The sequence below is a fragment of the Lentzea sp. NPDC051838 genome, assembly GCF_040681245.1.
GTDB lineage: Bacteria > Actinomycetota > Actinomycetes > Mycobacteriales > Pseudonocardiaceae > Lentzea.
In genome coordinates this window covers 328,652-341,375 of sequence record NZ_JBFAYI010000005.1, presented here as the reverse complement: position 1 = coordinate 341,375, position 12,724 = coordinate 328,652, and the positions used below count along the sequence as shown (strand labels likewise).

Here is a 12,724-nt window from a genome sequence, read left to right as displayed (position 1 = left end):
GCTCGACGCTACCCACGGCGATCAACCGGACACAAGACGTTGTCCTGCGGGTTGTCTAGTCCTCGTCCGCGAACGCCAGCTTCTTGCCCTTCCGCACGTACGGCAGCACCAGCGACACCACCGCCAGCACCAGGATGACCAGCGTCAACGGCCGGGTGACGATCGCCGTGAAGCTGCCGTCGGAGATCACCAGCGCCCGCCGCAGCTGCGTCTCGGTCATCGGACCGAGAATCACGCCGAGGATCACCGGCGCGATCGGGAACCCGAACCGCCGCATGAAGTACCCGAGCACGCCGATGCCGTAAGCCAGGAACACCTGCAACACGTTGCCCGACAACGAATACACGCCGAGCGTCGCCAGCACGAGGATGCCTGAGTAGAGCACCGGCCGCGGCACGTGCAGCACCTTCACCCACACCTGGATCAGGGGCAGGTTCAGCACGAGCAGCAGCACGTTGCCGACGAACAGCGACGCGATCAACGCCCACACCAGGTCCGAGGACGTTTGGAACAGCTGCGGTCCCGGTTGCAGGTTGAAGATCTGGAACGCCGCCAGCATCACCGCCGCGGTCGCCGACGTCGGCAGTCCCAAAGTCAGCAACGGCACCAGCACGCCGGAGAAGCTCGCGTTGTTCGCCGCCTCCGGCCCCGCCACGCCCTCGATCGCACCGGAACCGAAATCGTCCCGCCCGGCCCGTTCGGCCCGGCGCTTCTCGAACGTGTACGACAGGAAGGTCGGCACCTCCGCACCACCGGCCGGCAGCGCGCCGAACGGGAACCCGATCGCCGCCCCGCGCAGCCACGGCTTCCACGACCGCTTCCAGTCGTCGCGCGACAGATAGCCGGTGCGCAGACTGGCTTTCTCCAGCGGCGCCACCGAGTCCGACCCGTCGCGCACGCGGGAAGCGCAGTACAGCACCTCACCGATCGCGAACAGCCCGACGATCACGATGGTGATGCCGATGCCCTCGGCCAGAATCGGGGCTCCGAACGTGAACCGCAGCTGCCCGCTCACCGAGTCCAACCCGACCAGTCCCAGGAAAAGCCCCAGCACCAACGAGATCAGCCCGCGCACCAGGGACGCGCCGAGCAACGCCGTCACCGACACCATCGCCAGCACGGCCAGCGCGAAGTAGTCGGCCGCCTGGAACTTCACCGCGAGCTCGCCGATCGGCCGAGCCACGAACGCCAGCAGCACGGTCGAGATCACGCCCGCCACGAACGACCCGATCGCCGCCGTCGCGAGAGCGGCCCGTGCCCGCCCGCGCCGAGCCATCTCGTGACCCTCGATCGCGGTCGCGACCGACGCGGATTCCCCTGGTGTGTTCAGCAGAATCGACGTGGTCGACCCGCCGTACATCGCGCCGTAGTAGATCCCGGCGAACATGATGAACGCGCCCGTCGGGTCGTCGAAGTTGAACGTGATCGGCAGCAGCAACGCGATCGTCAGCGCGGGCCCGATCCCCGGCAGCACACCGACGAGTGTCCCGATCGTCACGCCGACCGCCGCGAACAGCAGGTTCAACGGCAGCAGCACGGTGGCGAAGCCGTTCAGCAGATCCATCACAGCGGCAACACCCCACGCGGCAACCGAATCGACAGCAGTGATGTGAACCCGAAGTACAGGGCGACAGCCAACAACACCCCGACCACCACGTCACGAACGAGAGAACGCGACCCGAGAATCCGGGTCGTCAGCACGAACGACAACGCCGTGGAAATGATGTACCCCAACGGAATCACGACGTACGCGTAACCGATGAGCGTCAGAACCAGGTACAACGGCGTGCGGTCGAAGCCCTCAGAATCCGAAGGCGCACGAACCGTCTGCGCCACGTACAAGACCGCCAGCACAACCCAGGCACCACAGACCACGAGCGGCACGAACCGGGGCCCGCTCACGCTCCAGTCACCGCGAATCACCCAGACCTGGGTGAGAGCGACGACTCCGAGCAGAACGAGCACCAGCCCGAAAACCAGCTCACCGGAACGAAACCGCGTCACGACAGACCCAGTTCCTTGACCAGCTGACTGATCCGCATTGTCTCGTTCGCGATGAAGTTCCGCGCCTCGACGTCCTTCTTGTAGAAGTCCGTCCAGCCCTGCTTGGCCAGCGTCTCCTGCCACTTCGGCGAGCTGTGCAGCTTGTCCACCAACGAGATCACCGCGGCGCGGTCCGCGTCGGCGAGCCCCGGCCCGGCGACGACACCGCGCCAGTTCATCAGTTCGGCGTCGTAGCCGGACTCCTTCAACGAAGGCGCGCCGGAAGCACCCTTCGGCGACGTCACCGCGAGCAGCCGCATCTGGCCGGCCTCGATGTTCGCCTTGAACTCGCTGACCCCGGCGACCCCGGCCGTGACATCACCGGACAGCACGCCGGCTTTGGTCTCACCGCCACCGGAGTAGCCCACGTACTGGATCTTGCGAACGTCCGCACCAGCCGCCTTCGCGAGCACACCGACCACCAGGTGGTCACTGCCTCCAGCCGACCCACCGCCCCACTTCACCGACGACGGGTTGGCCCTGAAGTCGTCCACGAGCTGCTTGATGTTCTGGTACTTCGAGTCCGACCGCACCACGATCGCCTCGGCCTCGGCGGTCAGCGTCGCGATGGGCGTGGCCTGGGTGAGGTCGCTGCCGTTCTTCGCGCGTTCGGCCGCGCCGATCATCACCAGCCCGGTGACCATCCACTGATGGGCGTCGCCCTTGCCCTTGCTGAGCAGCTGCGCGAGGCCCGTCGCACCACCGGCGCCGACGACGTTCGTGACCTCGATCGACTTGTCGTAGAGCTTGTCGTCGCGCAACGCGGACTGCATCGCGCGGGCCGTGAGATCCCACCCGCCACCCGCTGCCGCCGGGGCCATGATCTCCAGGTTTCCGCTGGGGAACGCGGCCCCGCCACCGCCCGCGGTGTCGGTGAACTGACCGCAGGCGGACACGGCGACCACACAGGTGGCAGCAAGAGCTGTCTTGAGTGACGGCTTCATCGCACGTCTTCCCTTCGATCCATCTAGTGGTACGTTTGAACCGCCTGGCGGTTTCGACGGACTATAGGTCGCCCCTTCGGCGGTGGCAAGGCTCACAGGGAGGTGCCCGTGCTGCTCGACGGGATTCGCGTGCTCGACCTGACGAACGTGCTGGCAGGACCGTTCGCGAGCTACCAGCTGGCGCTCTTCGGCGCCGACGTGGTCAAGGTGGAGGCACCGCACACGGGCGATCTGGCCCGGCAGCTCGGCTCGGACCCCGGGCTGAACGAGGACCTGCTCGGCGCGTCGTTCCTGGCCCAGAACGGCGGCAAGCGCTCGGTCACCGTCGACCTCAAGTCCGAAGAGGGCAAGGAGACGTTCAGGAAGCTGGTCGCCGACGCCGACGTGGTGCTGGAGAACTACCGGCCCGGAGTGCTCGCGCGGCTCGGTTTCCCGTGGGAGACCTTGAAAGAGCTCAACCCGCGCCTGGTGTACTGCGCGATCTCCGGCTTCGGCCAGACCAGCCCGATGCGCGCGCGACCCGCGTACGACCAGGTGATCCAGGGCATGGCCGGGATGATGAGCGTGACGGGCAAGCCGCAGGACGCTCCGTTGCGCGCGGGCTACCCGATCGCGGACACGATGGGCGGGCTCGCGGCGGCGTTCGGCGTCTGCGCGGCTCTGGTGCATCGGGAACGCACCGGCATCGGTTGTGAACTCGACGTCTCGATGCTCGACACCGCGATCACCGCGCTGGGCTGGGCGGTGTCGAACTACCTCATCGCGGGCACGGAACCCGCCGCGGCGGGCAACGACAACATGACCTCCGCGCCGTCCGGGACGTTCCGCACGGCCGACGGAGAGCTGAACATCGCGGCCAACAAACAGGAGCAGTTCGTCGCGCTGTGCCGAACCCTCGGCCGGATCGACCTGGTCACCGACGCCCGGTTCGTCACGCGCGAGGACCGCAAGGCGAACAGAGAAGCACTCCAGCACGAGCTGGAAGCCAGTCTGTGCAAGGAATCCGCGCTGGAGTGGGAACAACTGCTGGCCTCGGCAGGTGTCCCCGCCGCCCGCGTGCTCACCGTGCCGCAAGCCCTCGACCTGGTGCCGTCGCTGATCCACACACTGCCGTTCCCCGGTACCCCCGAACGCACGATTCGCGTGCTGGGCAACGGAATCCGCGTCAACGGCCGCCCGGTCGCCCCGAACTCCCCTCCTCCCCTGCTCGGCGAGCACAACAACGAGGTGCTGACATGACCACAGCCAGCCAGTGGTGGCGAACCGCGTTGGTGCGCATCCAGCCCGGCGAGATCGCGTTGCGCGGCTACCCGATCGAGCAGCTGATCGGTGAGATCTCCTTCGCCCAGACCATCTGGCTGCTGCTGCGCGGCGAACTCCCTTCTCCGGCACAGGCGAAGCTGCTGGAAGCCGCTCTCGTCGCGGCCGTCGACCACGGCCCGCAGGCACCCTCGATCGCGGCGGCGCGGATGGCGGCGACGTGCGGTGTCGGCCTCAACAACGCCGTGGCCACCGGGGTGAACCTGCTCGGCGACGTGCACGGCGGCGCCGGCCAGCAGGCGATGTCGATGCTGCGCGACCTCCGGGACAGCGACCTGCCGTTGCCGAAAGCGATCGAGGAGTACCGGCGCTGGCACCGGTTCCTGCCCGGTTTCGGCCACCGCTTCCACCCGCGCGACCCGCGCCGGGATCCGTTGCTGCGCCTGGTGACCGAGGCCGTCGAGGACGAGGTCGTGTCCGGCGAGTACCTGGTGATCGCGCTGGAGGTCGAGCACGCGATCGCACCCGTGCCGATGAACATCGACGGGGCCACCGCGGTGATCTACGCGGAGCTGGGGTTCCCGCCGGAGCTCGCGCGCGGCCTCTTCGTGCTGTCGCGCTCGGTCGGGATTCTGGCGCACGCCTGGGAAGAACAGCAGTCGGGCGCCCGGATCAAGGGGCCGATTCCACGGCCGTTGCTCGCCGACTACACGGGCCCTTCGTTGCGCGACCTAACCCAGAGCGGGCAGTCCCAGACGTGAGACTTCGGCCGCCGCCTCGGTGAGTGCGGTGCGGAACAACGGAATCCGCTCCTCGGTGAACCTGGTCGTGGGTCCGCCCAACGCCAGCGCGGCCACCACACGTCCCTTGGCGTCCACCACCGGAGCGGCCGCACCGGACGCGCCCGGCTCACGTTCTCCGTGGCTGACAGCGAACTTCTCGTCCGCGGCCTCGGCGATCTGCTCCCGCAGCCCTTCCCCCGCGCGCTCCACCATCGCGTCCACGACGTCCGCGGGCGCGTCCGCGAGCAGGATCTTCGACGCGGCTCCCACCCACAACGGCATCTCGTCGCCGATCCGCACCACGTGCCGCAACGTCTGCGGCCCCTCGGCCTGAGCCACGCACACGCGCGCGAAACCCTGACGCACGTACAGGTTCACGGTCTCGCGGCTGGACGCGGCCAACGCCTCCAGCACCGCGCGCACCTCGAACGGCAGCTCCCAGGCCGCGCGCGCCAACCGCGCCCACCGCATCAGCCCGGCGCCGACCGTCACCTGACCGTCAGGGCGTTCCCACAGCATGCCCGTCGACGAAAGCGTTGCGACCAAACGCACCACGGTTGTCTTGGGCAGCCCCGAAACGCGTGCGAGCTCCGCGACCGGCCACACCATCCGCTGCTCGGTGAAGTGCCCGAGGAGGTCGAGAGCCCGGGTCACGCTGCGCACCGCGCCGTCTTCTGCTGCCACCACTACACGGTACAACCGAACCGTCAGGCGGTCCGAACATGACAAAGCCGCCTGCCCCCCGTGAAAGGGTCAGGCGGCTTTGTGACAGATCAGATGTGCTGATCAGTCAGACTCAGACGGCGCGAACGCCCTGGGCCTGCGGGCCCTTCTGGCCCTGACCGATCTCGAACTCGACCCGCTGGTTCTCTTCGAGAGCCTTGTAGCCGTTCATCTGGATCTCGGAGTAGTGGACGAACACGTCGGCGCCACCGTTGTCGGGGGAGATGAAGCCGAAGCCCTTCTCCGCGTTGAACCACTTGACGGTGCCCTGTACTGCCATCTTGCTACTTCTCCTCTAACAGGTGCCGGATCGCGCTCGCGACCACCGGGTCAAGCTGAGAGAGCTGCGTCCTCTCCGGAACCTGGAGAAACCACACGCTCACTAACTTCGCTTCCGCGAGCGTGGGACACGAACACGAAAACGTACGACCATAGACAGTCAACCACGAGGCCCGGCTCCCAGTCGAGCGTCCGATCGCACTGCTACCGTGAGATGCCAAACGACCGCCAGGAGGTGCTCGTGCCCGAGCAGTCCTCGATCACGATCACGGCCTCCCTCGCTCCTCAGGTCGCCGGCGGCCTGCACGCGGTGGCCACGAAGACCCTCGCCGCCGCGGCGCGGAGCACGGCCGCCGAGAAGCCTTCGAGGGGTGGCGACGTGATCACGAACAGCATCACCGCCCCCGTGACCGGCACCGTGTTCCAGATCGGCAAAGTGCACGGACAGGTCAACGACAACAGGGGCCGGTAACCTGGGGGGTCGTTGACCCAGGGGGCCGTGCTTGACCGGCAGTGAGCGTCTGCTCTTCTTCTTCATCGGCTTGGTGACCACCTTCGTGTTCATCCGCATCAGCGTGCGGTTGATCAGGGCGAAGGTGCGCTGGTGGCCGAGCAACATCGTGCACGGGGACACGCACGTGCATCACGTCGTGTTCGGCACCGTGCTGCTGCTGTTGTCCAGCGTCACGAACCTGGTGATCCCCGACGACCTGCACGGCGCCCGGCTGGCGGCCGCGGCGGGTCTGGGCGTGGGCGCGGCGCTCGTGCTGGACGAGTTCGCGCTGATCCTGCACCTGCGGGACGTGTACTGGACGAAGGCCGGGCGGCTGTCCGTCGACGCGGTTTTCCTCGCCATAGGCCTGACGGGCACGTTCCTGCTCGGCGCGCGCCCTCTCGGCTACGACGAGGTGCTGCAGCTGAACCCGGAGACGACGCCGACCGAGCCGTTCACGCTGAGGCTGATCACCATCGGCGTGAACCTGTGCTTCGCGATAGTGGCGCTGCTCAAGGGAAAGATCTGGACGGGGCTGCTCGGCCTGCTGATCCCGGTGGTGCCCGCCGTGGGTGCCGTCCGGCTTGCCCGGCCTGGTTCACCGTGGGCGCGCTGGCGTTACCCCGAGGGCTCGCGCAAGCTCGCGCGGGCGTACCGGCGCGAGGCCAGGATCCGCCAGCCGATCATCAAGGCCAAGATCGCGGTGCAGGAGTTCATCTCGGGACGTCACGACCTGCCTGACCACGACAGGCCGTGACTGGGTCCCAACTACCTACCCACCGACGATGTCCTGCTGAGCGCACACCGGAGCGAGGTCGCCCGCGCACAGCTCCTGCGGCTTGACGATGCCCTCGGTGACGAGCGTCCGCACCGACTCCTTCTTGATCAACGTCGCACCGAGCAGCACCGACTTGATGTCGCGCCGCGCGACGGGATCGCGCAGGTTGCCGGTCGCGAGGTCGTCCGCGCCGTCGAGGTCGCCGCGCGCGATCGCGATGGCCAGCCGTGCCGCCGCCTCCGCCTCGTCGCGCACCGGCTTGTAGACGGTGACGCACTGGTCGCCGCGCAACACGGCCCGCAGACCGTCCACAGTGGCGTCCTGACCGGTGACGGGGACCTTGCCCGCGAGGTTCTTCTTCTTGAGCACCGCGATGACCGCGCCCGCCAGGCCGTCGTTGGCCGCGACCACGCCGTCGACCTTGTTGCCGTTGTCGCTCAGGATCTGCTCGAACAGCTGGCCGCCGAGCTCGTTGTCCCAGTCGGCCACCGGCTGCGACTTGACGAGCCTCAGCGCGCCGCTGTCGTACTTCGACGACAGCCGCGACTTCTGGCCCTGCGTGAACAGCGTGGCGTTGTGGTCGGTCGGCGCGCCCTCGATCTCGATGATCTGGGCACCCGGCTTGTCCCCGAGGCAGCCCATCAGGCCGTCGGCCTGCAGCTGGCCGACGTTCACGCTGTCGAAGCCCACGTGGTACTCCGCCTGGCCGCCGAGCGTCACGCGGTCGTAGTCGATGACCGGGATGTTCGCGGCTTTGGCCTTCTTCTGCACCGCGAGACCACCGGCCGCCGACAACGGCGTGATCATCAGGACCTTCACCTTGCGGCGGATCATCTCGTCGGCGATCTGCGCGAACTTCGCCTCGTCGCCCTCCGCGTTCTCCATGAACGGTTCGATGTCCGCGTAGTTGAACGCCTGCGTCAGCAGGGGACGATCCTGTTCTTCCCAGCGCGTGGATGTCGTTCGGTCGGGAAGGATTACCCCGACGATTGGTTTGGGTCCACGCGCGGGCAGCGTCGGAGAGCCCTGACCAGCATCACCGCAGGCCGAGAGCAGAAAGAGCAGGCACGCCGACGATGCCATTACCCGTCTTCGCATAAACGCGGAGTTCATCGCTTGAATCTTGTTAAGTCAAGATTAATCGGAGCCCATCACGCTCCGCTTCCGCACGACTACAGTTCGATTCCGTACGAAAGGCGCTGATGGTGAGCGGAATTTCGTGTCAGTGTGTCGGACTTGGGCGGCAATCGGGGGCCGCGCCGTGTTGTTGGACCCAGCCCTGACCGGGTGTGAGGAGACAGCTAGGTGAGAACGCGCAGAACCGTGATGGCGGTGGCGGCATCGGTGTCGCTGATCGCAGCGGGTACTTCGGCGGCGGGGGCAGCGCCGGCCTCTACCGCGGGCCAGCAGGACACCGAGTACACGGTCCTGATCGAGGACCCGGGCAACCGCGACTTCGCGATCGACGCGGTGCACAAGGCGGGCGGCGAGGTCGTCCGGAGCAACGACGCGATCGGCGTCCTGACCGTCAAGGCGCCCGCCAACGGGTTCGTTGAGCAGGTCTCCGCGTCGAAGGACGTCGTCGGTGCCGCTCGGACGAAACCGATCGGTCACGCACCCGTCGCGCAGGCCGAGAAGGCCAAGCGCGACAACGTGGAGAAGGAGAACACGACCACCGAGGCCAAGAAGGCCCCTGCCGAGTCGAAGTCGACCGCCGGCATGGACCCGCTCGACGGCGACCTGTGGGGCCTGAACCTCGTCCGCTCGAACATCGCGCGGGCCAAGCAGGCCGGTGACAAGCGCGTGTACGTCGGCATTCTGGACACGGGTGTGGACGGCTCGCACCCGGACATCGCGCCGAACTTCAACAACGAGCTGTCGCGCAACTTCACCGTCGACATGCCGTTCGACTCCGACGGTGGCGAGTTCGACGGCCCGTGCGAGTTCCGCGGTTGTGTCGACCCGGCGAACTGGGACGACGGCGGCCACGGCACGCACGTCGCCGGCACGATCGGCGCCGCTGCCAACGGCTTCGGCATCTCCGGTGTCGCGCCGAACGTCTCGCTGGTGAACATCCGCGGCGGGCAGGACGCGGGCTCGTTCTTCCTGCAGCCCGTCGTCGACGCCCTGACCTACGGCGCCGACATCGGCCTGGACGTCATCAACATGTCGTTCTACGTCGACCCGTGGTACATGAACTGCGCCAACGACCCGACGGCCTCGCCGGAGGAGCAGCTGGAGCAGCGCACGATCATCGCGTCCGTGCAGCGCGCACTGAACTACGCGCACCGCAAGGGCGTCACGCTGATCGGTGCCGGCGGCAACAACCACGAGGACCTGGGCAAGCCGCGCCAGGACACCGTGAGCCCGAACTACCCGCCGGGCCACAACCGGCCGCGTCCGGTCGACAACGCCACGTGCCTCAACCTGCCGACCGAGGGCAACCACGTGATCTCGGTGTCGTCGCTGGGCCCGCTGACCGAGAAGGCCGACTACTCGAACTACGGCCTCGAGCAGACCGCGATCTCGGCTCCCGGTGGTTACTTCCGCAGCGGCCTCGGCACGCCGTGGTACCGCACCAACGAGAACCTGATCCTGTCGACCTACCCGAAGAACGTCGCCATCGCTGAAGGCAACGTCGACGCGGACGGCAACGTCACTCCCAAGGGACTCACCGCGGGTGTGAAGAAGGCCGTGCAGGGCGACAAGGTCGGCTACTACCAGTTCCTGCAGGGCACCTCGATGGCCGCCCCGCACGCTTCCGGTGTCGCCGCGCTGATCGTGAGCCAGTACGGCAAGAAGGACAAGAAGAACCCCGGTCTGACCATGGACCCGGACAAGGTCGAGAAGGTCCTGTACAAGACCGCGATCCAGCGTGCCTGCCCGAACCCGCGCACCGTCTCGTACGTGAACGTGGGTCGCACGCCGGAGTTCGACGCCACCTGTGAGGGTGACGCGAAGTTCAACGGCTTCTACGGTCACGGCATCGTGGACGCCTACGGTGCTGTCACTCGTGGCGGCCAGTTCCTGTAAGTCCTCTTAGGACGACCAAAAGGCCCCGGTCGGCTCGACCGGGGCCTTTTGCTTGCGACGAAAGTGGATTCGGGGCGTTCACCTTCGTCGCAAGCTTCCGCCCCGGCCTTGACCGTGCCGTTACGGCATGGTTTCCACTGGATCCCATGTGGAGCACGAGTCAGCTGGCCGATCTCGCCGGGACGACGCTGCGCACCATCCGGCACTACCACGAGGTGGGCCTGCTCGCCGAGCCGGAGCGCAAGCCCAACGGCTACAAGAGCTACGGCGTGCCCCATCTCGTGCGGGTGCTGCGCATCAGGCGCCTCACGGACCTCGGGCTGTCGCTCACCCAGATCGCGGACCTGGGTGACGGGGACGAGCACCCGCGTGAAGCGTTGCGCGAGCTCGACGCCGAACTGGCCGCGCAGATCGACCGCCTGCAACGGGTGCGGGCCGAGCTCGCCCTGGTGCTCAGCCAGGAGACGCCGACCGATCTGCCGCTCGGCATCGGGGCGATGATCGCGGACGCGGACCTGTCGCCGCAGGACCGCTCGTTCACCGTCGTGCTGGCGCAGCTGCTCTCACCTGAGGCGCTGGTCCGCTACGCCGAGACGCTGAAGGGCTACTCGAAGGATCCGGCGATCGTCGAGTTCGACTCGCTGCCAGAGGACGCGGACGAGCAGACCCGGCAGAACCTGGCCGAACGCATGCGCGCGATGCCGTACGTGCAGGAGGTGCGGGACGCGTTTCCCGATCCGGCCGGCCTTTACGGCGATGCGCCACGGGGTGAGGAACACGCCCGGCGAACGGTCGGCAAGGTCGTCGTCGAGCTCTACAACCGCGCCCAGATCGACGTTCTGGTGCGCATGAGTTCCTGAGGGGGAATCCGCAATGCGAAAAACAACGGCCGTGGTGCTGGCCGCGGCACTGGCGATGGTGGTGCCCGGGGTGTCCTCGGCCGCTCCGGCAAACGAGATCAGCTGGGCGGCCTGCCCGTCGGACGTGGCGGCTCCCGGTGTCGAGTGCGGGACGCTGAAGGTGCCGCTCGACTACCGCAACCCGCAGGGACGCCAGACCGAGGTGATGATCTCGCGGCTGGCCAGCAAGAACCCCGCGAAGCGCAAGGGGATCCTGCTCACCAACCCCGGCGGTCCGAGCGAGGGCCTGACGTTTCCCGCCGTGCTGAAGTTCTTCGGCATGCCGCAGAGCGTGCTCGACGCGTACGACGTGATCGGCATGGACCCGCGCGGTGTCGGCTACAGCTCGCCGTCGACGTGCGGCATGACCGAGGAGCAGATGGCGGCAGGCAGTGTGCCGCCGTACGCCGTCAAACCATCCGACGTGCGCAAACGCGCCGAGGAAACGAAGCAGATCGCCGAGCAGTGCCTGCGGTCGTCCACAAAGGACGCCTTGCCGTACAACACGACCGCGAACGTCGCGCGTGACCTGGACAGCGTTCGCGCCGCACTGGGCGAGAAGAAGGCGTCGTTCCTGGGCTACTCGTACGGCTCGTACCTGGGCTCGGTGTACGCCACGCTGTTCCCGAAGACCGCCGAGCGCGTCATCATCGACAGCAACCTGCCCGCGACCGGCTGGGACGTCGAGGGCGGCCGGCTGATGGCACGCGGTGTGGAGGACACGTTCCCGGACTTCGCCAAGTGGGCGGCGAAGCACCCGGAGCACGGCCTGGGCACGTCCCCGGAACTGGTGCGCGCCAAGTACTTCGACATCGCCGGGCGCCTCGACGTGAAGCCGTCGGTCGAGGGCATCGACGGCCGCGGGTTCCGGATGCTGACGTTCGGCGGCCTCTACGGCACCGGTGACGCGGCGTTCTCGAAGCTGGCCGCGCAGTGGAAGGCACTCGACACCGGCCAGCCGCTGCCGCCACAGGAGATCCCGGAGGTTCCACGCGTCCAGGCCCTGCTCGCGGGCCGTCTGAACATCATCTGCGGCGACTCGGAATGGCCGTCGTCGGTGCGCACCTACGAGCGCAACGTCGCCCTGGACCGCGTCCGCTACCCGATGTTCGGCGCGGCCGCCGCGAACGTCCAGCCCTGCGCGTTCTGGCCGAAACCTGTCGAGAAGCAGGTGCTGCCGAACGACCGCGGACCGCGCAACGTCCTGCTGGTGCAGAACGAGCGCGACCCCGCGACGCCGCTGGCCGGTGCTCGCACCACGCGCCGCGCGTTCGGCGACCGTGCCGCGATGTTGACCGTTGACCAGGGCGGCCACGGCGTCTACCTGATCGGGAAGAACAAGTGCGCCAACGACTTCGTGACCGAGTACCTCCTCGGTGGACGGTTGCCCGTACAGGACGTCCAGTGCTGACAGCAACCCCTTGTCGTGCAATCGCTCCCACGCTACGGTCCTCCGTGCGTCGCCGCCGATCCCTGCATCGGACGGAGCG

The 12,724-nt window shown here is 67.6% G+C and carries 13 protein-coding genes; 7 read left to right on the top strand and 6 right to left on the bottom strand.

The features are described 5' to 3' along the window. Positions 1–55: 55 nt before the first annotated feature. Genes AB0M24_RS15310 through AB0M24_RS15300 form a run of 3 tightly spaced genes read right to left on the bottom strand, consistent with a single transcriptional unit; the run spans position 56 to position 2,987 of the window. Positions 56–1,564 carry a tripartite tricarboxylate transporter permease gene (locus AB0M24_RS15310; RefSeq protein ID WP_363766648.1) on the bottom strand — a complete coding sequence of 503 codons (1,509 nt, stop codon included), beginning with the start codon at positions 1,562–1,564 and terminating at the stop codon, positions 56–58. Next, positions 1,564–2,004, bottom strand: a complete 441-nt coding sequence (locus AB0M24_RS15305) for a tripartite tricarboxylate transporter TctB family protein (RefSeq protein WP_363766646.1) — start codon at positions 2,002–2,004, stop codon at positions 1,564–1,566. The genes AB0M24_RS15310 and AB0M24_RS15305 overlap by 1 nt, the downstream gene beginning before the upstream one ends. Next, on the bottom strand, positions 2,001–2,987 hold the full coding sequence (locus AB0M24_RS15300; RefSeq protein ID WP_363766643.1) for a tripartite tricarboxylate transporter substrate-binding protein: 987 nt from the start codon (positions 2,985–2,987) through the stop codon (positions 2,001–2,003). Before AB0M24_RS15300 ends, AB0M24_RS15305 begins: the two co-directional genes overlap by 4 nt. A gap of 108 nt (positions 2,988–3,095) precedes the next feature. On the opposite strand from AB0M24_RS15300, the gene AB0M24_RS15295 reads away from it, so the two are divergent. Together AB0M24_RS15295 and AB0M24_RS15290 are read left to right on the top strand one after the other, a co-directional pair. After that, the gene (locus AB0M24_RS15295) at positions 3,096–4,226 is read left to right on the top strand and encodes a CoA transferase (RefSeq protein WP_363766640.1); all 1,131 of its coding nucleotides are present in this window, start codon (positions 3,096–3,098) and stop codon (positions 4,224–4,226) included. Then, complete coding sequence (locus AB0M24_RS15290; protein ID WP_363766637.1) at positions 4,223–5,008, top strand: citryl-CoA lyase; 786 nt, start codon at positions 4,223–4,225, stop codon at positions 5,006–5,008. The genes AB0M24_RS15295 and AB0M24_RS15290 overlap by 4 nt, the downstream gene beginning before the upstream one ends. Here AB0M24_RS15290 and AB0M24_RS15285 read toward each other — a convergent pair. Then, the gene (locus tag AB0M24_RS15285; RefSeq protein WP_363766634.1) at positions 4,979–5,713 is read right to left on the bottom strand and encodes an IclR family transcriptional regulator; all 735 of its coding nucleotides are present in this window, start codon (positions 5,711–5,713) and stop codon (positions 4,979–4,981) included. The genes AB0M24_RS15290 and AB0M24_RS15285 overlap by 30 nt on opposite strands. Before the next feature lie 112 nt (positions 5,714–5,825). After that, entirely contained in the window at positions 5,826–6,032 is a 207-nt protein-coding gene (locus AB0M24_RS15280; RefSeq protein WP_030468404.1) for a cold-shock protein, read from the bottom strand. A gap of 213 nt (positions 6,033–6,245) precedes the next feature. On the opposite strand from AB0M24_RS15280, the gene AB0M24_RS15275 reads away from it, so the two are divergent. Continuing rightward, a complete protein-coding gene (locus AB0M24_RS15275; RefSeq protein ID WP_363766630.1) occupies positions 6,246–6,503 on the top strand; it encodes a hypothetical protein in 258 nt (85 codons plus the stop codon). 31 nt (positions 6,504–6,534) lie between these two features. Then, positions 6,535–7,281 carry a hypothetical protein gene (locus AB0M24_RS15270; RefSeq protein ID WP_363766627.1) on the top strand — a complete coding sequence of 249 codons (747 nt, stop codon included), beginning with the start codon at positions 6,535–6,537 and terminating at the stop codon, positions 7,279–7,281. Positions 7,282–7,296: 15 nt separating this feature from the next. Here AB0M24_RS15270 and AB0M24_RS15265 read toward each other — a convergent pair whose 3' ends face one another. Continuing rightward, the gene (locus AB0M24_RS15265; RefSeq protein ID WP_363766624.1) at positions 7,297–8,385 is read right to left on the bottom strand and encodes a substrate-binding domain-containing protein; all 1,089 of its coding nucleotides are present in this window, start codon (positions 8,383–8,385) and stop codon (positions 7,297–7,299) included. A gap of 243 nt (positions 8,386–8,628) precedes the next feature. Between AB0M24_RS15265 and AB0M24_RS15260 the strand changes: the two genes are divergently transcribed. From AB0M24_RS15260 to AB0M24_RS15250, 3 genes are all read left to right on the top strand, one after another. Next, complete coding sequence (locus tag AB0M24_RS15260) at positions 8,629–10,335, top strand: S8 family serine peptidase (RefSeq protein ID WP_363767118.1); 1,707 nt, start codon at positions 8,629–8,631, stop codon at positions 10,333–10,335. Between the two features lie 146 nt (positions 10,336–10,481). Further along, positions 10,482–11,195, top strand: coding sequence for a MerR family transcriptional regulator (locus AB0M24_RS15255; protein ID WP_363766621.1), 714 nt, complete (start codon positions 10,482–10,484; stop codon positions 11,193–11,195). Between the two features lie 13 nt (positions 11,196–11,208). Continuing rightward, entirely contained in the window at positions 11,209–12,645 is a 1,437-nt protein-coding gene (locus tag AB0M24_RS15250; protein WP_363766618.1) for an alpha/beta hydrolase, read from the top strand. Positions 12,646–12,724 lie beyond the last annotated feature (79 nt).